Genomic DNA, 20,636 nt, shown 5'->3' with positions numbered 1-20,636 from the left:
GGCCACCGGCGACAGCGCAGGTCTGCCGGCCTTGTCGCAATTCGACAGCCCCGGCAGCCGCCGCCTTAGTATATCGGCCTGCTATAACGGCCTTGCGACGCATGCCGGCCCCGCGGCGCGTCACCCACGGAGAACCATGATGACCCTTTCGGTCGGCGTGCTGATGGACCCCATCGGCGCGATCAAGGCAGCCAAGGACACCAGCTTCGCGATGCTGCTCGAAGCCCGTCGCCGCGGCCATTCGCTGCACTACTTCGAGCAGGGCGACCTGGCCCTGCGCGACGGCGAACCGTGGGCGCGGATCGCCCCGCTCGACGTGCGCGAGGACCCGCAGCGCTGGTACACGCTGGGCCCGGCGTCCTGGCGCGACCTGCGCGAACTGGACGTGGTGCTGATGCGCAAGGATCCACCGGTCAATGCCCAGTTCATCTACGACACGATGGTGCTGCAAGCGGCTCAGCGCGGCGGCGTCGCCGTGGTCAACGACCCGCGCTCGCTGCGCGACTGCAACGAGAAGCTGTTCTCGCTGGAATTCCCGCAGTGCATCGTGCCGACGATGGTCTCGCGCGATGCGGGTGAACTGCGCCGGTTCACCGCCGAACACGGCGAGGTGGTGCTGAAGCCGCTGGACGGCATGGGCGGGCGCGGCATCTTCCGGGCCAGGACCGGCGACGGCAACCTCAATTCGATGCTGGAAACCCTGCTTGGCGGCGATGCCCACGGCGAAGGGCGGCAATTCACGGTCGCGCAAAGGTACATCCCGCAGATCAGCGCCGGCGACAAGCGCATCCTGGTGATCGACGGCGAGCCGGTGCCGTACGCGCTGGCGCGCATTCCGCAAGGCGACGAGTTCCGCGGCAACCTGGCCGCGGGCGGGCGCGGCGTCGGCGTGCCGCTGTCCGAGCGCGACCGCTGGATCGTGAGCCAGGTAGCGCCCGAACTTCGCCGGCGCGGCCTGCTGTTCGTCGGGCTGGACGTGATCGGCGACTACCTGACCGAGATCAACGTCACATCCCCGACCTGCGTGCGCGAACTGGACGCGCAGTTCGGGCTTAACATTGCCGGCCAGCTGTTCGACGTCATCGAACAGCACGTCACCGGAAACCGTCGAGCGTGAGCGCCACCGCAACCGTCCCTTCGCCGCCCGACCCGATCGGCGCCACCTTGCTGTTCTCGCTGCTGCTGCATGGCGTGCTGCTGCTGGGCATCACCTTCCACTTCGTGAAGCCCACGCCCAGCCTGCCCACGCTGGACGTCACCCTGGTCAACGTGGCCAACCAGCAGGCACCGGACAAGGCGGACTTCCTGGCCCAGGCCAACAACACCGGCGGCGGTCGCAGCGATCGCGCGGCGCGGCCGTCGGACCTGTTTTCCGGCGCGATCCCGCGGCCCGACCCCGGCATCGCCGCGCAGCCGGTCGAAGCCGCCACGCCGCGGCCACGCGAGGCCACCCCGACACGCATGGTCACCACCCGCGGCGCCAGCGATTTCCGCGTGACCAGCGACACCGCGCAGACCGAGGTCGCCCCACACGAACAGACCCCGACCGCCGCCGAACTGAAGCGCCAGCAGGCGATCGCCCAGCTGGCCGCCGAACTGCGCAAGAAGAAGGTGGACTACGCCAAGCGGCCGAAGGTGAAATACCTCACTGCCAGCACGCGGGAATACGCGTACGCCGCCTACATGCGCGGCTGGTCCGACCGGGTCGAGCGGGTCGGCAACCTCAACTATCCGGAGGAGGCCCGTCGCCGCGGCCTGCACGGCGACGTGCTGCTCACCGTGGTGCTCGACCTCGACGGCAGCATCAAGAGCATCGAGGTGATCCAGAGCTCCGGCCAGAAGATCCTGGACGCCGCCGCCGAGCGCATCGTGCGCCTGGCCGCGCCGTTCCCGCCGGCGCCCAGGAGCGCCGAACGCATCGACGAGCTCAACATCACCCGCACCTGGCGCTTCCAGCCGGACAACGTGCTGCAGACACGCTGAACGAAGGCGACGGATGCCTGCGCACGGCGTGCGCTGCGCTTACAATGCGCGCATGACCGCCGTGCAGCCCTCGACCCTCACCGGGCACTTCCTGATCGCCATGCCGAACCTGGCCGATCCGCCGTTCTCGCACGGCGTGGCGCTGCTGTGCCAGCACGACGAGGACGGCGCGGTCGGCCTGCTGGTGAACCAGCTGTCCGAGTATCGCTTCGGCGACGTGCTGGCGCAGATGAAGCTGGAATGCCAGGACAGCGAACTGGCGGACGCGCCGGTGCTGATCGGCGGCCCGGTGCAGCAGGAGCGCGGCTTCGTGCTGCATCGCGAGCCGGGCGACTGGGATTCCAGCTACCGCATCAACGAGCACTGGTCGGTCACCACCTCGCGCGACATCCTGGTGGCGATGGCCGCCGGTGAAGGCCCGCGCCAGGCGATCATGGTGCTCGGCTACGCCGGCTGGGACGCCGGCCAGCTGGAACAGGAACTGATGGCGAACGCGTGGCTCACCGCCGAGGCCTGCGGCCGGGTGGTGTTCGACACCCCGCTGGAGGAACGCTGGAGCGCCGCCGCCGGGCTGGTCGGGGTCGACCCGCGCCAGCTGTCCGGCTACGCGGGTCACGCATGAGTTGCGTGTTCGGCTTCGACGTCGGCAGTCGGATCACCGGCGTGGCGATCGGCAATACCTACACCGCCAGCGCCCGCGCGCTGGCCACCCTCGCGGTGCGTGACGACAATCCGGACTGGCCCCGCCTCGACACGCTGCGCCAGCAGTGGCAGCCCGACACCCTGGTGGTCGGCCTGCCGCTGACCCTGGACGGCGCCGAACAGCCCGCCAGCCGCCGCGCCCGCCAGTTCGCCGTGCAGTTGCAGCAGCGCTACGGCCTGCCGGTCGTGCTGGTCGACGAACGGCACAGCTCGCAGGAAGCTGCACAGCGGTTCGCCGCTGCCCGCGCGGTGGGGCTCAAACGCCGCCGCGACGCTACCGACATCGACGCCGAAGCGGCCGCGGTCATCCTTGAACGCTGGCTTGCCGGCGCCGACACGCCGGCGGCCGACACTCCCGGTCGCTGACCGGACTTCTCCCTTCCACCTCCAGACCCGCCGCCATGAGCCCTCGCCTGCGCCACCTGACCTCCCTGGAAAACCTGCCGCGCGAGACGATCGAGCGCCTGCTCGACCGCGCCGAGTCCCTGCGCGATGCCTGCGCGCACGGCACCCGCAAGCTCGACGTGCTGGCCGGGCGCACCGTGCTCAACCTGTTCTTCGAGCCGTCCACGCGCACCCGCACCTCGTTCGAGCTGGCCGCGCGGCGGCTGGGCGCGGACGTGATCAATTTCGACATCGGACTGTCTTCCACCAGCAAGGGCGAGGAACTGTTCGACACCCTGCACACGCTTGAGGCGATGCACCTGGACGCGATCGTCGTGCGCCACAAGCAGTCGGGCACGCCCGACATGCTGGTGCGCCACGCGATGAGCGGGGTCTCGGTGATCAACGCCGGCGACGGCAACCGCGCGCACCCCACCCAGGGCCTGCTGGACGCGCTGACCATCCGCCAGCACCGGCCGGACTTCGACAAGCTCAGCGTGCTCATCTGCGGCGACATCAAGCATTCGCGGGTGGCCCGCTCGGACCTCAACGCGTTCACCGCGCTGGGGGTGAAGGAAATCCGCCTGTGCGGGCCGGCCGAGCTGATGCTGCCGGCGGACGAAGCGCCGCAGATTCGCCGCTACGGCAACTTCGACGAGGCGATCGAGGGCGTCGACGCGGTGATCATGCTGCGCCTGCAGAAGGAGCGCATGGCCAGCATCGAGCTGCCGGACGAGGCGGCGTACTTCGCCCACTACGGGCTGGATCGGCGGCGTCTCGGCCTGGCCGCCCCGGGCTGCCTGGTGATGCACCCGGGCCCGATCAACCGCGGCATCGAGATCGCCTCCGACGTGGCCGACGGCGCGCAGTCGCGCATCCTCGAACAGGTCGGCAACGGCGTGTTCGTGCGCATGGCCGTGCTCAACGAAGTGCTGGCCCGCTGAACCGCCTCGCCGGGCCGGCGGCAGCCAGCCGCCAGCCACGGCAGCGCCCCGGGCAAGCGGGCATAATGGCCGGCGCACCACTCACCACACTGGGGATCACCATGCGATCGACGACGCGATACATCGCGCTGGGTTTCGCCGGCGTCATGCTGGCGGCCTGCGGGCACAAGGACAAGGATGCACCGCTGGCTTTCGTACCGGCGGATACGCCGTACGTGGTGGCCAACCTCGACATCATGGACGACGCCACCCGCGGCGCCCTGCTCGCCCAGGCCGATGCGCAGCTGCCGTCCCAGCTGGCCCAGCTCGATGCCAGCGCCGAGCGACTGGCCAGGAAGGATCCCGACGGCGCGCGACTGCTGCACGCGCTGCGCACCGAATTCAACGGCAAGACCATCGAGAGCTTCGCCCAGGGTGCCGGCCTGAACCTCAAGGGCTACTCCGCGTTCTACGGCCTGGGCCTGGCCCCGGTGCTGCGCTTCCAGCTGAACGATCCGGGCGCCTTCGAGGGTTTCGTCGGCCGGCTGGAAACCGCCTACGGCAAGAAGCTCGATGTCGCCCTCGTCGACAAGCAGAGCTACCGCAAGTACGCGTTCCCCGCCTCCGGCACCGAGGTGGTGCTGGCCACGGTCAACAAGCAGGCGGTGGCGGCGCTGCTGCCGGCGGATGCCTCGCCGGCGCTGTTGCGCCAGGCGCTAGGGCTGGATCGGCCGCCGCAGAGCCTGCAGGATGATGGCCGACTGAAGACGCTGGCCAGGGCCAAGGGTTACCAGAAGTGGCTGGTCGGCGAGCTGGACCTGACCCGCGCGCTGCCGCTGGCGATCAGCGGCAAGGACCCGCTGATCAGCGCGATCCAGAAGGCGCACGCCGAAGCCATCGCGGCCAAGACCGGCGAGCCGGTCGCCACCCAGCTGCAAACTTCGCCCAGCTGCGGCGCCGATGCCGCGCGCATCGCCGCGCGGGTCCCCGCCATGAGCTTCGGTTACACCAGGCTGGACACGAAGCACCAGGACGTGCGTTTCGACGTCGCGCTGGCCGACGACATCAGCAACGCCTTCGCCGGGCTGAAGGTGGCGCTGCCCGGACTGGGCGGCAGCGGCACCGCGCCGTTCGACCTGAGCCTGGCGTTGCCGGTCGCCGAGGCACGCACGTTCTGGCTAGCCCAGGCCGACGCGGTGGCCGCCAAGCCGTTCAGCTGCCCCTCGCTGACCGATCTCAACGACAGCTTCGCCAAGCTCGGCCCGGCCATGCAGAAGGCGGCGATCCCGCCGTTCGGCGACATGCTCGGTCTGCGCATCGCGCTGGATTCGCTGGTAGCGGGCAAGGACGCCGGCCTGCCCACGTTCAGCGGACGCGTGCTGATCGGCACCGGCAATCCCGACGGCCTGTTCGCGATGGGCCAGATGATGGTGCCCGCGCTGGCCGCGCTGAAACCGAGCCATGACGGCAAGCCGCTGCCGCTGCCGAAGGACGCGACCGGCATGCTGGGCCAGCCGGCCTGGGTGGCCATGGGCGAGAAGGCACTGGCCTTCGGCATCGGTGCCGGCGAGGACACGCGCCTGGGCGACACTTTGAAGGACCCGATCGGCGACGCCGGCCGGATGGCCCGCATGCACATCAGCGGCGCGATGTACCTGAGCTGGCTGCAGCTGATGGAGCAGAAGATCGACAGCCTGGCCGCCGCCACCGCGGCGATCGGCAAGAGCGACGAGCCGTCGATCGACGACTCGGGCGACAGTGCCGCCGAGACCGCCGCCGAACTGGCCCGCTCCAAGGCCCAGTTCGCTGCCATGAAATCCCAGGCCGAACGCGTTGACCGCATCGACGCCGAAATGCACGTGGACAACGGCGGCATGGTGATCACCAGCCAGACCGCGCTGAAGTAGGCGCCGGTACCCGACGGGAAGCCGGGGCGCTGCGGCGCCCCGGCTTTTTCATGCGCTGCGCCCGGCGTCGAACGCGGCCCTTGCACCACCGGCACCCTTCTTCGTCTCGGCAATGCCCTGAAACAGCTGGGTGGATCAGGGCGTCCCTAGTGCGCAAAGGCCAGCGATGCCGTCGTGCCGGTGCCTCCGCCCGAAGTCAGTTCAAGCGTCCAGCCCAGGTGCTCGCACAAGCGTCCTATGAGTTCCAAACCGATGCCATCGCGGCCCAGTCCAATCTCCCTGGCGTGCCGTGAATAGACGCGGGAGATCTCCACCGCCGTCATTCCATGGCCGGGGTCGGAAATGACGACCTGGGCCGGCAGGTCCAGGCTCACCCGAATCGCGCCGGCATCGCTGTTCTCGATCGCGTTGCGAATCAAGTTTCCGATGGCTGCCCGTACGATCTGCGGCGGTGCCTCGATCCAGACGCTCGGCAATGTCCCTATTTCAAACGCCAAAGCCTTGCCGCTCATCAGGGGGCGGTGGTCGTTCACTATCTCCGGAATCAATGCACCCAGGTCCGTCATTTCGGAATGTTTCAGCAATCGCACGGGATCCTTCGCCAGGACCAGGACCAGGGCCAGCAGCTCGTCCATGCCTTCGGCCGTTTGGCGGATGCGCTGCAGGTAACGCTGCGTCATTGCGGAAATGTCATGCTGCGAGAGAGCGAGTTCGGTCGAACTGCGGATTACCGCCACTGGCGTGCGCAGTTCATGGCTGGCCATGTTCAGGAACGTTCTTTCGCGTTCCACGGCCTGGTCCATCCGTCCGAGATAGTCATTGAATGCCCTCATCACCACACCGATCTCGGCGGATTCGCCCTCGGCGATGACCAGCCTCTGGCCGGATATCGCCGGCCTCAGGTCGACGATGCGACGAGCCAGATCGCCCAGTGGCTTGGTCAGCCGTCCAACGCCCATGGCGGTGGCAAAGGTCAAGAGCGCGACCATGGCGGCGGCTGAACCGATGACAAGCGCATTCAGACCCGATCTGCTGGATCCCATGCCCGATATGTTCAGCGCGAGGACCGCATGGTCTCCTCCGATCGCACGCACCAGGACGACGAACTCCTTGCTGCCGACGACGACCTCGTCATGCACCCCGACATCGAGCGAACGGAATTCGATGGGCGGCTCGTGCCCCACCAGCGTGCCGTAGAGCGTCAAGGTCTCGGAGTCGTTCCACCGGTAGTCGGGGTCGAGTCGGTGACGTTCCAGGAAATGGTCCAGCTCCGTATTGAGCAGGGATTCCCAGACCAATGTCTCGGCCCGCTCGTTGACGAGGTAGCCGTACGCCAACAGCGCCAGGGTCAGGAACAGGCTGTAGATGACGATGCCGCTGACCATCCGCTGCTTGAGGCTGGTCTCCCTACCCATCAATGGCCTCCGAAGCAATGATCCGATAGCCAATTTTCGGCACCGTCTGGATCAACTTGTTTTCGTGGGGTCCGTCGATGGCCTTGCGCAAGTCATAGACATGCGAGCGCAACAAGTCGGAATCCGGCGGGTTGTCGCCCCACAGCGCGGACTCCAGGGTGCCGCGGGCGACGACCAGGGGACTGGCTGTCATCAACAGCGCCAGTATCTTCTTGCAGCTGGCGTTGAGTTGAAGTGCCGTTCCGTTCCGATCGATCTCCTGCGTCGATGTATTGAAGCTCAGGTCGCCGATTCGCAATGTCTTGCCGGCAACACGGCCCTGCGACCGCGCTATCAACGCTTCCACTCGCGCAGCGAGTTCGTCGAAGGCAAAGGGCTTGGTGAGGTAGTCGTCCACGCCGGCGCCAAAACCGGCCAGCTTGTCGGGCAGTTCGTCGCGCACGGTGAGCATCAGGATCGGCAGGTCCGACCCCGACGCACGCAGCCGCCGGGCGACTTCCTTGCCCTCCAGGCGCGGAAGCGTCCAGTCCAGGACCATCGCGTCGTAGTTGCCCGTCTGCGCCAATTGCAGGCCGACAACGCCATCGGGCGCTGCGTCGAGCGTATAGCCGCGCGGCTCGAAGAACGCGAACAGGTTCGAAACCAGACCGTGGTTGTCTTCGACGACCAATAACCGACTGAGCATGGGTATCCAAAGGCGAGAGGGCCAGGAAGAAGCAGGCCGGAATGCCGGACCAGACAAGAGCACACGTGGGACACCGGGGACCCGTCAGCGGGCTGTCTCCGACAAAAATCCGACATCACAGCGCGCATCTTAATACGAATCATTCTTGTCTTCATCCCCGCTTGAACCTGCCTTTCATCCCTTCCGGAGCATCTCAATGAGTTCTCTCTCGCGCCCCTCGACGAGTGCTGTCGCTCGCGCCATCCGCCATGCCCTGTACGGCCTGCCGCTCCTGGCTGCCGCATACGCGGCCCCTGCGATGGCGCTCGATGCGGCGGCCGCGGACACGGCCCGCGATGTCAAAACGCTAGGTACCGTGAAAGTCCAGGGCGAGTACCGGGGCTATGACGTAAAACGCAGCGCGACGGCCACCCGGACCGACACGCCATTGCTGGACGTGCCGCAGTCGATCACGGTCGTCACCGACGACCTGATCCGCGACCAGTCGATGCAGACCATGGGCGATGTCGTTCGCTACGTGCCCGGCGTGCAGATGGCGCAGGGCGAAGGCCACCGTGACGCGCCGATCCTGCGCGGCAACACCTCCACTGCCGACTTCTTCCTCAACGGCGTGCGCGACGACGTCCAGTACTACCGGGATCTGTACAACGTCGAGCGGGTCGAAGTCCTCAAGGGTCCGAGCGGCATGATCTTCGGCCGCGGCGGTTCCGGTGGACTGATCAATCGCGTCACCAAGCAGGCCAACTGGACCGATGCCGGGAGCCTGAATCTCACGCTGGGCTCGTGGGACGGTCGTCGCGTTACCGGCGATTTCAACCACGTGGTCAAGGAATCTGTGGCGTTCCGGATCACGGGCATGTACGAGAACGCGGACAGCTACCGCGACTTCGCGCATGTCGAGCGCTGGGCGATCAACCCGACCCTGACGATCCGCGCCAGCGACGCCACCACGCTTGCGTTCGGCTACGAGCACTTCGAGGACGATCGCGTGACCGATCGCGGCATCCCGTCCCAGCTGCCGCTGCTCGGCCGTCCGTTGCCGACCGCCAGCTCGACCTTTTTCGGCAAGCCGTCCGACAGCCCGATGTGGGCGCGCATCAATGCGCTGAACTCGGTGATTGCGCACGACTTCAGCGGCGGCGCCAGGCTCACCAACACCACGCGCATCGCCGACTACGAGAAGTTCTACCAGAACGTATTCCCCGGCGCGTACACGGCAGCCAACGGCCGCGTCGCGATCAGCGGCTACAACAATCTGACCGGCCGCAAGAACTTCCAGAACCAGACCGACCTGACCTTCTCGGCCGGGACCGGCTCGCTCAGTCACGAATTCCTCGTCGGCCTCGAACTCAACCGCCAGGAAACCGACAATTTCCGCAACACGGCATTCTTCCCGGCGGTGGGCCCCGACGCACGGGGCGATTTCGTCACGATCCAGAACCCGATCTACACCGGCCCGGTCGTGTTCCGCCAGGTCGCCAGCGACGCCGACAACCGCAGCGTGGCCAAGACAGCCGGCGCCTACGTCCAGGACCAGATCGAGTTCTCCCCAAAGTGGAAGGCCATCCTGGGCGCACGCTTCGACCGCTTCGATGCCACCCTGCACAACAACCGCAACGGCGTCGAGCTGTCCAGCAGCGACAACCTGCTCTCGCCACGGGCGGGCTTGATCTTCAAGCCGCAGGAAAACGTTTCGTTGTACACGAGCTACTCCATCGCCTACGTCCCGCGCGCTGGCGAGCAGCTGGCGTCGCTGACGGCCACCAATCGCAACCTCGACCCGGAGCGTTTCAAAAACGTCGAGATCGGCGCGAAGTGGGACGTCAACGACCGCATGTCGGCGACCGCCGCGATCTATCGCCTCGACCGCACGAACGTCGCGATCGTGGATCCGAGCAACCCGGCGCAGCAGATCCTGGTCGACGGCCAGCAGGTCAAGGGCGTCGAGTTGGGCCTGGCCGGCCGGGTCACCGATTCCTGGCAGATCATGGCCGGCTACGCCCATCAGAACAGTGAGGTGCAGACCCCGGGCGCAACCAACGGCAAAGAGCTCGGCCAGGTGCCGCGCAACTCGGCTTCGATCTGGAACCGCCTTGATTTCAACCCGCAGTGGGGCGTCGGCCTCGGAGCCGTCTATCAGGACAAGGTGTTCGTGTCGACCGACAACGCCGTCGTCCTGCCGGGCTTCACGCGGGTGGATGCCGCAGTGTTCTACACCGTCAGCAGCAGCTTCAAATTGCAGTTGAATGTCGAGAACGTGCTGGACAAGAAGTACTACGCGACGGCCCACAGCAACAACAACATCATGCCGGGTTCGCCCCGAGCGGTGCGTCTGGGTCTCAATCTGACGTTCTGATTGATACAGGAACCAAGGCAAGGGCGCCCGACCGGCGCCCTTTCTTCTTTTTGACGCCGCTCGGCAGCCGCCTTCCCCCAAGCCGACGCGCTGACGGCGCCTCGTCCTTGTTCGATCCCCATACTTCCGCGTAGAACGGGGCACAGCGGCGCCCCGGCTTTTCATGCGCAACGCACGACATCCAACGCGATGGCAACATCGCCGTGACCTGCCTTTCGCCTCCGTAATCCCGCGCTGAACCGGTGCCCGCGCAAGCTACGCAGCGTTCACGGCCCGGCTGTTGCCATGGCGATGACCGCATCCGCCTGTCGCTCCGGCCGGCGGGCATCGTCATCCCACCAAGGAGATCGCCATGCGCACTTCCACGATCCGCCACAGCTTGTATGCCACCACCCTCGTGTTCGCCTTCGCAGCCATCCCGTTCGGCCAGGTCGCTGCCCAGGACGCCGGTGCGCGCATGCAGCAGTCCTCCGAGAACCAGACCGTGCCGGACAAGGCGGCCGACGCCTGGATCACCACCAAGGTGAAATCCGAGTTCGGTACGACCAAGGGCATCCCGGCCACCGACATTTCGGTGTCGACCCACGACGGCGTGGTCACGCTCAGCGGCACGGTCGCCTCGCAGGCCCAGAAGGAGCACGCCGAACGTGTCGCCCAGCGCGTCAAGGGCGTGAAGAGCGTGGACGCCAGCGGCCTGACCGTCGGCGGCACGCCGCCCGCGGAGAAGTAGCCGGCGATGCACCGGCGAAGCGCAAAAAAGGCGCCCGCAGGCGCCTTTTTTGCCGGGGCAGCCGCTTCAGCGGTTGAGGAAATTGCTGCTGAAGTTCTGCGCGTCGCGGCTTTCCTCCAGCTCGACGCCTTCCAGGCCTTGCGACAGGGTATGCGCGTCGCCGCCCTGGGCCAGCTTGATGCGCAGGCGCACCTCGTTGGAGCTGTCGGCGTAGCGCAGCGCGTCCTCGTAGCTGATCTCGCCGGCGTGGTACAGCTCGACCAGGCTCTGGTCGAAGGTCTTCATGCCGAGCAGAGTGGACTCCTTCATCACCTCCTTCAGCTTGTGGATCTCGCCCTGGCGGATGTAGTCCTGCACCAGCGGCGTGCCCAGCAGAATCTCCACCGCGACCCGGCGCGCCTTGCCGTCGGGCGTGGGGATCAGCTGCTGCGCCACGATGCCCTTCAGGTTGAGCGACAGGTCCATCAGCAGTTGCTGGCGGCGGTCCTCGGGGAAGAAGTGCAGGATGCGGTCCATCGCCTGGTTGGCGTTGTTCGCGTGCAGCGTGCACAGCACCAGGTGACCGGTTTCGGCAAAGGCGATCGCGTGGTCCATGCCCTCGCGGGTGCGGATTTCGCCGATCATGATCACGTCCGGGGCCTGGCGCAGGGTGTTCTTCAGCGCGTTGTCCCAGCTGTCGGTGTCGATGCCGACCTCGCGCTGGGTGATGATGCAGCCTTCGTGCTTGTGCACGTACTCGATCGGGTCCTCGATCGTGATGATATGACCGGTCGAGTTCTGGTTGCGGTAGCCGATCATCGACGCCAGCGAGGTCGATTTGCCCGAGCCGGTGGCGCCGACGAACACGATGATGCCGCGCTTGGTCATCGCCAGTTGCTTGATCACCGGCGGCAGCGTCAGTTCCTCGATGGTGGGGATCTTCGACTCGATCCGGCGCAGCACCATACCCACGCAGTTGCGCTGGTAGAAGCACGACACGCGGAAACGGCCCACGCCTTGCGCGGAGATCGCGAACTGGCACTCATGGGTCTTCTCGAACTCCTCGCGCTGGCCCGGCGTCATCACGTTGAGCACCATGTCGCGCGCCTGCTGCACACTGAGCGGGCTCTGCGTGATCGGCACGATCCGGCCCTGCACTTTCATCGAGGGGGCGACGCCCGCCGTGATGAACAAGTCGGAGGCCTTCTTGTGCACCATCAGCTTCAGGAATGAGGTGAAATCGAAGTCGCTCATGGCACTACCCCGGCAGTCGCAAATGGAGAATCGGGAATCGAGAAACCCACGCATGCCGCAAACCGGTTGCGGGAGCCAGCACGTTCAGGCCGAAGGCAGGCGCGGCCCTCCGCTCTTCAGCGATTCGCGGCTTCCCGTTTCCGATTCCCGGCTTCACTTGAAGCTGTCCTTGTTCTTGGCGTAGGCGGACGCCTGCTGGCGCGTCACCAGGCCGCGCTTGACCAGGTCCTGCAGGCACTGGTCCAGCGTCTGCATGCCGAACTGCTGGCCGGTCTGAATCGACGAGTACATCTGCGCCACCTTGTCCTCGCGGATCAGGTTGCGGATCGCCGGGATGCCGACCATGATCTCGTGCGCCGCGATGCGCCCACCGCCGACCTTCTTCAGCAGCGACTGCGAGATCACCGCGCGCAGGCTTTCGGACAGCATCGAACGCACCATCGGCTTCTCGCCGGCAGGGAACACGTCGATGATGCGGTCGATGGTCTTCGCCGCCGAGCTGGTGTGCACGGTGGCGAACACCAGATGGCCGGTTTCCGCCGCGGTCAGCGCCAGGCGGATGGTCTCCAGGTCGCGCAACTCGCCGACCAGGATGTAGTCGGGATCCTCGCGCAGCGCCGAACGCAGCGCCTCGTTGAAGCCGAGCGTGTCGCGGTGGATCTCGCGCTGGTTGACCAGGCACTTCTGCGAGGTGTGCACGAACTCGATCGGGTCCTCGATCGTGAGCATGTGCCCGTATTCGTTCTTGTTGATGTGGTCGACCATCGCCGCCAGCGTGGTCGACTTGCCCGAGCCGGTCGGGCCGGTCACCAGGATCAGGCCCTGCGGCTGCTCGATCAGCTCCTTGAAGATGCGCGGGCAACCCAGGTCCTCCAGCGTCAGCACCTCGGAGGGAATGGTGCGGAACACCGCGCCGGCGCCGCGGTTCTGGTTGAACGCATTGACGCGGAAGCGCGCCAGCCCGGGGATCTCGAACGAGAAGTCGGTCTCGTAGAACTCCTCGTAGTCGCGCCGCTGCTTGTCCGACATGATGTCGTAGATCAGCGAGTGCACCTGCTTGTGTTCGAGCGCGGGGATGTTGATCCGGCGGACATCGCCATCGACGCGAATCATCGGCGGCAGCCCGGCGGACAAGTGCAGGTCCGAGGCCTTGTTCTTCACCGAGAAGGCAAGCAGTTCGGCAATGTCCATGAAGTCGTTTCCCCTCAACCGATCGTCTGGATGGCATGAATGCGTATGCCACATCCGGGGTCGGATGACATTCGCAGGCGTGGTGCGCCGAAGCGCATGGCATCCGGTGCCACGACACCACCTGGACGAACTACCCGCAGCCCCCCTGTAGCCGCGTCGATACTACTCGCGCAAGCGGCTGTGCGGCCAGTCTTTCCACCGCCCACGCGCAAACTGTCGACCCGGTTTGCGCACCCGGTCGAAAAATCGCCAGCCGATCCGACCAGGCTGCCTGCGGCGAGCTGTCGCCGACAGCCCATCCGGCAAAATCCGTCGCCGTCGCGCCGGCTCCGGTAAGGTACGTGGTCTGGACGGACGAGGAGCCCTGCATGACACGACTTGCCTTCATCGGCGGCGGCAACATGGCGCGCAGCCTGATCGGCGGCCTGCTGAACACCGGCGTGGCGCCGGCCACCCTCAGCGTGGCCGAGCCGCTGGCCGAGGCGCGCCAGGCGCTGGGCCGCGACTTCGGCATCGCCTGCTACGCCGAGAACCGGCTGGCCGTGGCGGATGCCGAGGTCATCCTGCTGGCGGTGAAGCCGCAGGTGATGCCGGCGATCCATGCCGACCTGCGCGACATCCTGCAGCGCCACCGGCCGCTGCTGATCTCGATCGCCGCCGGCGTGCGGCTGGACCAGTTGGAGCGCTGGTTCGGCAGCGGCCTGCCGATCGTCCGCTGCATGCCGAACACGCCGGCGCTGATCGGCGCCGGCGCCACCGGCCTGTGCGCCAACCACCGGGTCAGCCCGGCGCAGAAGGCGCAGGCGCAGCACATCCTCGATGCCGCCGGGATCACCCGCTGGATCGACGACGAGGCGCTGATGGACACGGTCACCGCGCTGTCCGGTTCCGGCCCGGCGTACTTCTTCGCCCTGGTCGAGGCGCTGGAAGCTGCCGCGGTGGCGCAGGGCCTGCCGCGCGATACCGCACGCGCGCTCGCCGCGCAGACCTGCCTGGGCGCCGGCCGCATGCTGGTCGAGGGCGGCGAGGACCCGGCCGCGCTGCGCCAGCGCGTCACTTCGCCGCATGGCACCACCCAGGCTGCGCTGGAAAGCTTCGCCGCCGACGGCCTGCCGCACATCGTCGCCCGCGCCGTCGCCGCCGCCACCCGCCGCGGTGTGGAACTCGCCGCCGAACTGGACCAACTGCCGTGAGCTATCTGCTGAATGCGCTGTCCATGTTGATCGAGCTGGCGTTCGATGCGGTGGCCGCGCTGCTGCTGCTGCGCGCGGCCGCCGAAGCCTGCCGCGCGGACTTCCACAACCCGCTGAGCCAGTTCGTCTACCGCACCACCAACCCGGTGCTGGCGCCGATCCGCCGCGTGCTGCCGAACTGGCGCCGGATCAACCTGGCCGCCCTGCTGCTGGCGTGGCTGGCGATGCTGCTCAAGCGCCTGCTGCTGTTCGCCCTGCTCGGCGCGATGCCGCACCCGCTCGGACTGATCGTGCTGGCGCTGGCCGAACTGCTCGATTTCGTGCTGCTGTGCTATCTGGTGCTGATCTTCGGCTGGTCGCTGCTGAGCATGTTCGCGGTGGACCGCCGCCACCCCATGCTGCAGCTGGCCGGCAGCATCGTCGCCCCGTTGCTGCGCCCGCTGCACGGCAGGCTGATCGCCGGCCAGATCGACTTCGCGCCGATGGCGGTGATGATCGTGCTGCTGCTGGCGCGGCTGCTGATCGCCGCCCCGCTGATTGACCTCGGTGCCCGACTGGCCATGGGCGCCTGAGTTTTCTCTCTCGTAGTGGGCGCTTGATCGTTCGTGAAGCAAGAGCCTTGAAGCAAGAGCTTTCGTCCTCCTTCGGAGGGCGAGTCACTTTCTCTCGCTTGCCCGAGAGAAAGTAACCAAAGAGAGGGGCACCCCGCTTACGCGCTTTCCGGGCATCCTGCCCGGAAAGTCCGCGTGCGCGCTACGGGGTTTGTCGACAGGGCATCGGGCAACCGCTCCTGCGTTGCCTCAACTCCGGCATCCATGCCGTCGCCTGCCCTGACGACAAACTGGCTTGCATCCATGCAAGCCACCCTTCGGGCTTTTCCTCCGCCCGCCCGCCGCTGCAGAGGGGTCCCCGGGTAGAGCAGCGCGCATCCTGCGCGCACTCTTCAGAAGAGCCGAATCAAAAGCCCAGGCGAAGCCACGGCAAAGCGCCGCTTTGCCGTGGCTTCTGCTCTTCTAGCTCTGTCACCGAGTGCGGGCCAGGATGGCCCGCCGCTCTACCCGGGGTCCCTTGCGCGGCGGTGAGTCGGGGACGACAGGCCGCGCAGCGGGAACCGACAGGATGTCGGTTCCTTTTCGACAGTACACGGATGTGCTGTCGAAAAGCCCGGCCCCGGCTCACGGACTTGCCGGACAGGATGTCCGGCAAGCGCCAAGCGGGGTGGCCTTTCTCTTTGGTTACTTTCTCTTTGGCCACGCAAAGAGAAAGTAACTCGGGCGCCAGCGGCGCACGAAAGCTCTTGCCTCTGGAGTTTTTCGCTCTGAATGCCACAAGCGCAAGAGCACCGCGCACGACCGCCGGAGGTCCCTTGCTGACAGCCTGCGTCTCTACAGCAGCCTAAAAACGGGAAGGCTCAGCGCAGCGCCCATTCCGTGATGATCCGATGGATCTCGTCCAACCCGTCGAACAGCGCGGCCGGTCCCGGCTGCAAAATGATCGGCGACTTGATCTCGTGGAGGTCGCCGTGCCGCACGGCGGGAATCGTATCCCAGCCCGGCCGCGCCGCCACCTTCTCGGGACGGAAGCGCTTGCCGCACCAGGAACCGAGGATGATGTCCGGCGCACGCCGCACCACCTCGTCGCCGTTCGGCAGGATGCGCTGTTTCGCCAGCGGCTCGCGGGCCAGTTCAGGGAAACAGTCGTCGCCGCCGGCGATGCCGATGATCTCGGCGACCCAGCGGATGCCGGTGATGATCGGCTCGTCCCACTCCTCGAAATACACCTGCGGCCGCCGCGGCAACCGCGCGGCCGCAGCGCGGATCTCGGCGAGATGGCGCTCGGCGCGCAGCGCGTAGGCCTCGGCCTTTTCGTGCGCGCCGACCAGTGCGCCGAGCCGGCGGATGTAGGCCAGGATGCCGTCCACGCTGCGGTGGTTGCTGATCCATACCTCGACGCCGGCCTTGACCAGCTCGCGCGCGATGTCGGCCTGGATGTCGGAGAAACCGATCGCCAGGTCGGGGGCGAGTTTCAGGATCTCGCCGATCTTCGCGCTGGTGAACGCCGAGACTTTCGGCTTCTCCCTGCGTGCGCGCGGCGGTCGCACGGTGAAGCCGGAAATGCCGACGATGCGCCGCTCCTCGCCGAGCGCGTACAGCACCTCGGTCGGCTCCTCGGTGAGGCAAACGATGCGTTGCGGAAAGTGATCGGACAAAGCGGCAGCCGCTGCGGCGTGATCCATGCGCTCAATTCCCCAGCACGGTCACCACCACCTTGCGCTGGTGCGGGTCGAGGCGGTGTTCCCACAGGTAGATGCCTTGCCAGGCGCCCAGCATCGGCTTGCCGCCGTGTACCGGCACGCTGAGGCTGACCCCGGTGAGGATCGACCGCACATGCGCCGGCATGTCGTCCGGGCCTTCCGCGTCGTGCCGGAAGATCGCGTCGCCGTCCGGCACCGCGCGCGCGAACCAGCGCTCCAGGTCGTCGCGCACCGTGGGGTCGGCATTTTCGCTGATCAGCAACGAACAACTGGTATGTGCCGTGAACACGTGCGCGATGCCGGTCTGCACGTGGCTGGCTGCCACCGCGTCGCCGACCTCCGTAGTGATCTCGCTGAAACCGCGCCCGCGCGTGTGCACGGTGAAGCTGCCCTGCGCCACGTGTTCGGCAGGCAGCGCGCGGGTCACGGGTAGAGCATCCGGCTGGTCCAGGTCTGGCCGTGGCGGTCCCAGCGCACCCGCTCGTGCAGGCGGAACTCGGCGCCGTACCAGAACTCGACCATGTCCGGCTCCACCACGAAACCACCCCAGTGCGGCGGCCGGCTCACCTCAAGGCCGTCGAACTGCTGCTCGTAGCGCGCCACCCGCTGCTCGAACGTGTCACGGTCAGGCAGGGTCTGCGACTGCAGCGAAGCCCACGCGCCGATCTGGCTGCCACGCGGGCGGCTGGCGAAGTAGGCGTCCGACTCTTCCGCCAGCAGCTTGCGCGCCACGCCTTCCACGCGCACCTGCACGCCCTCGCGCAGCTGCTTCCAGTGGAAGCACAGCGCCACCTGCGGATGCGCCTCCAGCTGGCCGCCCTTGTCACTCTGGTAATTGGTGTAGAAGCGGAAGCCGCGCTCGTCGGCGCCCTTGAGCAACACGATGCGCGAGGCGACCCGGCCGGAGCCGTCCACGGTGGCCAGGTTCATCGCGGTCGGTTCGCGGTCGCCACTGGCCCTGGCTTCCTCCAGCAGCCGCTGGAAGGTGTCTAGAATTTCGAATTTGAGCATGGTGTCTGAAACTTTCCTTTTGCATCGTGGCCGACACGCGCCATCATGGCGCGGATGAATCCGACCGATAATAGTGCAATGCCCCATCCCTCCAGTACCCGACCGGCCCGGATGGCGACGCCATCTTCCGCCACGAAACGTGAAGAGGGCAGCGACATGCCCACCGGCACCAAGCTCCGCCGCCGCGGCCTGCCGGTGGCGGAAATCCCTCCCGGAACCACGGTGTGCCGCGGATGACGTCCCACGCCGACCTGCAGAACGAGGCCCTCGCCGGCCACCTGCTCGACCAGTACGCCGGGCGCATCGCCCGCTCGCGCCGCCCGTACATCATTGGCCTGTCCGGCCTGCAGGGCAGCGGCAAGAGCACCCTGGCGCGGGTGATGAAAGCGCAGGCCGAGGCCCGCGGCTGGGCCACCGAGGTGCTCTCGCTGGACGACTTCTACTACGCCCGCAGCGAGCGCGAGGCGCTGGCGCGCGACGTGCACCCGCTGCTGCGCAGCCGCGGCGTACCGGGCACGCACGAGATCGAGTTGCTGATGTCGGTGCTGGCCGCCCTGCCGCACGCCTCGGACAAGCTGCCGGTATCGCACCCGCGCTTCGACAAGGGCCGCGACACCCGCTTCCCGCCATCGCGCTGGCCGCGCACCACGCGGCCGCCGAAGCTGGTGATCGTGGAAGGCTGGGCGCTGGGCATCCGGCCGCAGCTGCAGGCCGCGCTGGCCCGGCCGGTCAACGAACTGGAGCGCAGCGAAGATCCCGACAGCAGCTGGCGGCACTGGGTCAACAAGCAGCTGCGCGGCTACCAGCCGCTGTGGCGCAAGTTCGACGCGCTGATCGTGCTGCAGGCGCCGAGCTGGGAGATCGTGCGCCGCTGGCGCGGCGAGCAGGAACAGGAACTGCTGGCGCGGCACGCGCCGCTGGCGATGGACGCGAGCGCGATGGAGCGGTTCCTGGCGCACTTCGAGCGACTCAGCCGGCACGCCCTGGCCACTCTGCCGGCGCTGGCCGACACCTGCGTGGAGTACGACGACGACCGCCACGTCACCGGCCTCAGCCACGGCTGAGCCGGATACCGGCGAAGCGTGCGTTGCGTCGACTCCGCCGGTGCGGGGCGCTCAGTCGACGATGAAGTTGACCTTCATGTTGACGCGCCACTCGGTGATCGTGCCGTCGTCCTTCGTCACCGCCTTGATCTCGTTGACCCAGGCGCTCTTGATGTTCTTCACCGACTCGGCGGCCTTCTTCAGGCCGTGCTGCACGGCGTCTTCCATGCTCTTGCTGGACGAGGCATTGATTTCGATGACCTTGGCTACCGACATGGCGTCAATCTCCGGTGGAATCGTGCAAGCGGCACGCGACGCTCCCCCGCCCCGAAACCCGAGTCTGTTCCGCCGCCGTCCGCGGGGGCAAGCCGCACTGCAAAATCACCTCACGTTGACGCTTCCACCTGCACCGCCGTGCCGTAGGCCAGCACCTCGGTGACGCCCTGGGCCACCTCGTTGGCGTCGTAGCGCATCGCCACCACGCCGTTCGCGCCCATCGCGGCGGCGTGCCGCAACATCAACTCGAACGCCTCCTCGCGCGCCTTCTCGCACAGCTCGGTATAGATCGAGATGTTGCCGCCGACGATGGTCTGCAGCGCCGCGCCGAGGTTGCCGACCACGCTGCGCGAACGCACGGTGATGCCGCGCACGATGCCGAGCGAACGCACGATGCGGCAGCCGGGAATCTCGTTGGCGGTGCTGACCTGGTGATGCGGAACGGTGTTGGCCATGGCGGTTCTCCTTCGGTGGATGGTTCAGCCGTCGAGCAGCATGGCGTAGCCTTCGCGCGCATCCGGCCATTGCGGTGCCCAGCCGCTGGCGCGCAGCCGGGCGTTGCTCAGCCGCTTGCTGCCCACGCCGGTCGGCGCCGCGCCCTCGGCCGGCAGCGGCGCGTCGATCAGCACGGCGAGGAAGTCATACAGTTCGTCGAGCGGCATCGGCGTGTCGTCCACGCCGAGGTACAACGGCTGCGGCGACTTCAGGCCCAGCAGGTGCACGATCGCCGCGGCGGCATCGTCGACGTGGATCCGGTTGGCCCAGTGCGGCGTCTCGCGCGGCACCCGCGCCTGCCCCGTGCGCAGCCGCTCGATCAGCTGCAGCCGGCCCGGCCCGTACAACCCGGCCAGCCGCAGCACGGTCGCCGGCAGCGGCTGCTGCGCCAGCCATTGCTCGGCTTCGAGCAGCACCGCACCGTTGAATCCCGGCGGGTCGGTCGCGGTGGTCTCGTCGACCCAGTCGCCGTCGTGCTCGCCGTATACGGCGCTGGACGAGACGAACAGCACCTGTGCCAGCTTGCGGGTATCGAGCGCGTCGAGCAGGTGGCGCAGGCCATCGACGAAGATCGCGCGGTACGTCGCCTTGTCGCGCGTCGTCGGCGCCGGCAGATAGACCAGCCGGGTGATCCCGGCCGGCAGTCCATGCAGGCTGGCCGGATCGGCCAGGTCGCCGCGCAGCCAGTGGATGCCGTGCCCGCCGCGCGCCGGCGGCCGGCGCCGCAGCGCCCAGACCTCGTCGCCGCGCGCGCGCAGGCGTTGCGCCACGCGTTCGCCCAGATCGCCGCACCCGGCCAGCAGGACACGTTCGCTCACCACCATCCTCCCGTTGCGCTGCCCGGGCCGACCTGCC

21 protein-coding genes are annotated in these 20,636 nt (G+C 67.4%); 11 read left to right on the top strand and 10 right to left on the bottom strand.

What is annotated here, in order from left to right; genetic code table 11:
* Positions 1 to 139: 139 nt before the first annotated feature.
* From gshB to R2APBS1_RS04165, 6 genes are all read left to right on the top strand, one after another.
* Complete coding sequence (gshB, locus tag R2APBS1_RS04190) at positions 140 to 1,117, top strand: glutathione synthase (protein ID WP_007507050.1); 978 nt, start codon at positions 140 to 142, stop codon at positions 1,115 to 1,117.
* Positions 1,114 to 1,983 carry an energy transducer TonB gene (locus R2APBS1_RS04185; protein WP_007507051.1) on the top strand — a complete coding sequence of 290 codons (870 nt, stop codon included), beginning with the start codon at positions 1,114 to 1,116 and terminating at the stop codon, positions 1,981 to 1,983. Before gshB ends, R2APBS1_RS04185 begins: the two co-directional genes overlap by 4 nt.
* Before the next feature lie 52 nt (positions 1,984 to 2,035).
* Positions 2,036 to 2,605, top strand: coding sequence for a YqgE/AlgH family protein (locus tag R2APBS1_RS04180; RefSeq protein WP_027485856.1), 570 nt, complete (start codon positions 2,036 to 2,038; stop codon positions 2,603 to 2,605).
* Positions 2,602 to 3,051 (top strand): Holliday junction resolvase RuvX, encoded by a 450-nt coding sequence (ruvX, locus tag R2APBS1_RS04175; RefSeq protein ID WP_015447001.1) that lies wholly within the window; start codon positions 2,602 to 2,604, stop codon positions 3,049 to 3,051. Before R2APBS1_RS04180 ends, ruvX begins: the two co-directional genes overlap by 4 nt.
* Positions 3,052 to 3,086: 35 nt before the next feature.
* On the top strand, positions 3,087 to 4,013 hold the full coding sequence (locus R2APBS1_RS04170; protein WP_015447000.1) for an aspartate carbamoyltransferase catalytic subunit: 927 nt from the start codon (positions 3,087 to 3,089) through the stop codon (positions 4,011 to 4,013).
* A gap of 101 nt (positions 4,014 to 4,114) precedes the next feature.
* Positions 4,115 to 5,899 (top strand): hypothetical protein, encoded by a 1,785-nt coding sequence (locus R2APBS1_RS04165; RefSeq protein WP_015446999.1) that lies wholly within the window; start codon positions 4,115 to 4,117, stop codon positions 5,897 to 5,899.
* 146 nt (positions 5,900 to 6,045) lie between these two features.
* On the opposite strand, the gene R2APBS1_RS04160 is transcribed toward R2APBS1_RS04165, so the two are convergent.
* Together R2APBS1_RS04160 and R2APBS1_RS04155 are read right to left on the bottom strand one after the other, a co-directional pair.
* Entirely contained in the window at positions 6,046 to 7,314 is a 1,269-nt protein-coding gene (locus tag R2APBS1_RS04160; RefSeq protein ID WP_015446998.1) for a sensor histidine kinase, read from the bottom strand.
* Positions 7,307 to 7,999, bottom strand: a complete 693-nt coding sequence (locus R2APBS1_RS04155) for a response regulator transcription factor (protein ID WP_015446997.1) — start codon at positions 7,997 to 7,999, stop codon at positions 7,307 to 7,309. The genes R2APBS1_RS04160 and R2APBS1_RS04155 overlap by 8 nt, the downstream gene beginning before the upstream one ends.
* 145 nt (positions 8,000 to 8,144) lie before the next feature.
* On the opposite strand from R2APBS1_RS04155, the gene R2APBS1_RS04150 reads away from it, so the two are divergent.
* Together R2APBS1_RS04150 and R2APBS1_RS04145 are read left to right on the top strand one after the other, a co-directional pair.
* On the top strand, positions 8,145 to 10,355 hold the full coding sequence (locus R2APBS1_RS04150) for a TonB-dependent receptor (protein WP_236127000.1): 2,211 nt from the start codon (positions 8,145 to 8,147) through the stop codon (positions 10,353 to 10,355).
* A 352-nt stretch (positions 10,356 to 10,707) separates the two neighbouring features.
* Complete coding sequence (locus tag R2APBS1_RS04145) at positions 10,708 to 11,085, top strand: BON domain-containing protein (protein WP_015446995.1); 378 nt, start codon at positions 10,708 to 10,710, stop codon at positions 11,083 to 11,085.
* A gap of 66 nt (positions 11,086 to 11,151) precedes the next feature.
* Here the strand turns inward: R2APBS1_RS04145 and R2APBS1_RS04140 are convergent, their stop codons facing one another.
* Positions 11,152 to 12,318 carry a PilT/PilU family type 4a pilus ATPase gene (locus R2APBS1_RS04140; protein ID WP_015446994.1) on the bottom strand — a complete coding sequence of 389 codons (1,167 nt, stop codon included), beginning with the start codon at positions 12,316 to 12,318 and terminating at the stop codon, positions 11,152 to 11,154.
* Positions 12,319 to 12,471: 153 nt separating this feature from the next.
* Positions 12,472 to 13,509, bottom strand: coding sequence for a type IV pilus twitching motility protein PilT (locus R2APBS1_RS04135; protein WP_007507061.1), 1,038 nt, complete (start codon positions 13,507 to 13,509; stop codon positions 12,472 to 12,474).
* 368 nt (positions 13,510 to 13,877) lie between these two features.
* Between R2APBS1_RS04135 and proC the strand changes: the two genes are divergently transcribed.
* Positions 13,878 to 14,702, top strand: coding sequence for a pyrroline-5-carboxylate reductase (gene proC / locus R2APBS1_RS04130; RefSeq protein ID WP_015446993.1), 825 nt, complete (start codon positions 13,878 to 13,880; stop codon positions 14,700 to 14,702).
* A complete protein-coding gene (locus tag R2APBS1_RS04125) occupies positions 14,699 to 15,274 on the top strand; it encodes a YggT family protein (RefSeq protein ID WP_007507063.1) in 576 nt (191 codons plus the stop codon). The genes proC and R2APBS1_RS04125 overlap by 4 nt, the downstream gene beginning before the upstream one ends.
* A gap of 839 nt (positions 15,275 to 16,113) precedes the next feature.
* On the opposite strand, the gene R2APBS1_RS04120 is transcribed toward R2APBS1_RS04125, so the two are convergent.
* The 3 genes from R2APBS1_RS04120 to pdxH are packed head-to-tail and all read right to left on the bottom strand — an operon-like array spanning position 16,114 to position 17,967.
* The gene (locus tag R2APBS1_RS04120) at positions 16,114 to 16,938 is read right to left on the bottom strand and encodes an ABC transporter substrate-binding protein (protein ID WP_015446992.1); all 825 of its coding nucleotides are present in this window, start codon (positions 16,936 to 16,938) and stop codon (positions 16,114 to 16,116) included.
* Positions 16,939 to 16,942: 4 nt separating this feature from the next.
* Positions 16,943 to 17,383, bottom strand: a complete 441-nt coding sequence (locus R2APBS1_RS04115; protein WP_015446991.1) for a secondary thiamine-phosphate synthase enzyme YjbQ — start codon at positions 17,381 to 17,383, stop codon at positions 16,943 to 16,945.
* Positions 17,380 to 17,967 (bottom strand): pyridoxamine 5'-phosphate oxidase, encoded by a 588-nt coding sequence (gene pdxH / locus R2APBS1_RS04110; protein WP_015446990.1) that lies wholly within the window; start codon positions 17,965 to 17,967, stop codon positions 17,380 to 17,382. The genes R2APBS1_RS04115 and pdxH overlap by 4 nt, the downstream gene beginning before the upstream one ends.
* Before the next feature lie 233 nt (positions 17,968 to 18,200).
* Here pdxH and R2APBS1_RS04105 point away from each other — a divergent pair, with 233 nt between their 5' ends.
* The gene (locus R2APBS1_RS04105) at positions 18,201 to 19,031 is read left to right on the top strand and encodes a kinase (RefSeq protein WP_015446989.1); all 831 of its coding nucleotides are present in this window, start codon (positions 18,201 to 18,203) and stop codon (positions 19,029 to 19,031) included.
* A 51-nt stretch (positions 19,032 to 19,082) separates the two neighbouring features.
* Here the strand turns inward: R2APBS1_RS04105 and R2APBS1_RS04100 are convergent, their stop codons facing one another.
* The 3 genes from R2APBS1_RS04100 to R2APBS1_RS04090 all read right to left on the bottom strand — a co-directional run bounded on the left by R2APBS1_RS04100 (position 19,083) and on the right by R2APBS1_RS04090 (position 20,599).
* Positions 19,083 to 19,286, bottom strand: coding sequence for a dodecin family protein (locus tag R2APBS1_RS04100; protein ID WP_015446988.1), 204 nt, complete (start codon positions 19,284 to 19,286; stop codon positions 19,083 to 19,085).
* A gap of 110 nt (positions 19,287 to 19,396) precedes the next feature.
* Positions 19,397 to 19,741 carry a YbjQ family protein gene (locus tag R2APBS1_RS04095; protein ID WP_007507073.1) on the bottom strand — a complete coding sequence of 115 codons (345 nt, stop codon included), beginning with the start codon at positions 19,739 to 19,741 and terminating at the stop codon, positions 19,397 to 19,399.
* Positions 19,742 to 19,765: 24 nt separating this feature from the next.
* Entirely contained in the window at positions 19,766 to 20,599 is an 834-nt protein-coding gene (locus R2APBS1_RS04090) for an SDR family oxidoreductase (protein WP_015446987.1), read from the bottom strand.
* Between the last annotated feature and the right edge of the window lie 37 nt (positions 20,600 to 20,636).

Source organism: Rhodanobacter denitrificans, assembly GCF_000230695.2.
Lineage (GTDB): Bacteria > Pseudomonadota > Gammaproteobacteria > Xanthomonadales > Rhodanobacteraceae > Rhodanobacter > Rhodanobacter denitrificans.
This window is presented reverse-complemented; position numbering and strand designations above follow the sequence as displayed.

Excerpts from the sequence above, each read along its gene's own strand:
- R2APBS1_RS04140 (WP_015446994.1), bottom strand. The coding sequence starts at position 12,318 with ATGAGCGACTTCGATTTCACCTCATTCCTGAAGCTGATGGTGCACAAG.
- R2APBS1_RS04180 (WP_027485856.1), top strand. The coding sequence starts at position 2,036 with ATGACCGCCGTGCAGCCCTCGACCCTCACCGGGCACTTCCTGATCGCC.
- ruvX (WP_015447001.1), top strand. The coding sequence starts at position 2,602 with ATGAGTTGCGTGTTCGGCTTCGACGTCGGCAGTCGGATCACCGGCGTG.
- pdxH (WP_015446990.1), bottom strand. The coding sequence starts at position 17,967 with ATGCTCAAATTCGAAATTCTAGACACCTTCCAGCGGCTGCTGGAGGAA.
- R2APBS1_RS04155 (WP_015446997.1), bottom strand. The coding sequence starts at position 7,999 with ATGCTCAGTCGGTTATTGGTCGTCGAAGACAACCACGGTCTGGTTTCG.
- R2APBS1_RS04120 (WP_015446992.1), bottom strand. The coding sequence starts at position 16,938 with ATGGATCACGCCGCAGCGGCTGCCGCTTTGTCCGATCACTTTCCGCAA.
- R2APBS1_RS04145 (WP_015446995.1), top strand. The coding sequence starts at position 10,708 with ATGCGCACTTCCACGATCCGCCACAGCTTGTATGCCACCACCCTCGTG.
- R2APBS1_RS04170 (WP_015447000.1), top strand. The coding sequence starts at position 3,087 with ATGAGCCCTCGCCTGCGCCACCTGACCTCCCTGGAAAACCTGCCGCGC.
- R2APBS1_RS04095 (WP_007507073.1), bottom strand. The coding sequence starts at position 19,741 with ATGGCCAACACCGTTCCGCATCACCAGGTCAGCACCGCCAACGAGATT.
- gshB (WP_007507050.1), top strand. The coding sequence starts at position 140 with ATGACCCTTTCGGTCGGCGTGCTGATGGACCCCATCGGCGCGATCAAG.
- proC (WP_015446993.1), top strand. The coding sequence starts at position 13,878 with ATGACACGACTTGCCTTCATCGGCGGCGGCAACATGGCGCGCAGCCTG.
- R2APBS1_RS04160 (WP_015446998.1), bottom strand. The coding sequence starts at position 7,314 with ATGGGTAGGGAGACCAGCCTCAAGCAGCGGATGGTCAGCGGCATCGTC.
- R2APBS1_RS04165 (WP_015446999.1), top strand. The coding sequence starts at position 4,115 with ATGCGATCGACGACGCGATACATCGCGCTGGGTTTCGCCGGCGTCATG.
- R2APBS1_RS04135 (WP_007507061.1), bottom strand. The coding sequence starts at position 13,509 with ATGGACATTGCCGAACTGCTTGCCTTCTCGGTGAAGAACAAGGCCTCG.
- R2APBS1_RS04105 (WP_015446989.1), top strand. The coding sequence starts at position 18,201 with ATGACGTCCCACGCCGACCTGCAGAACGAGGCCCTCGCCGGCCACCTG.
- R2APBS1_RS04100 (WP_015446988.1), bottom strand. The coding sequence starts at position 19,286 with ATGTCGGTAGCCAAGGTCATCGAAATCAATGCCTCGTCCAGCAAGAGC.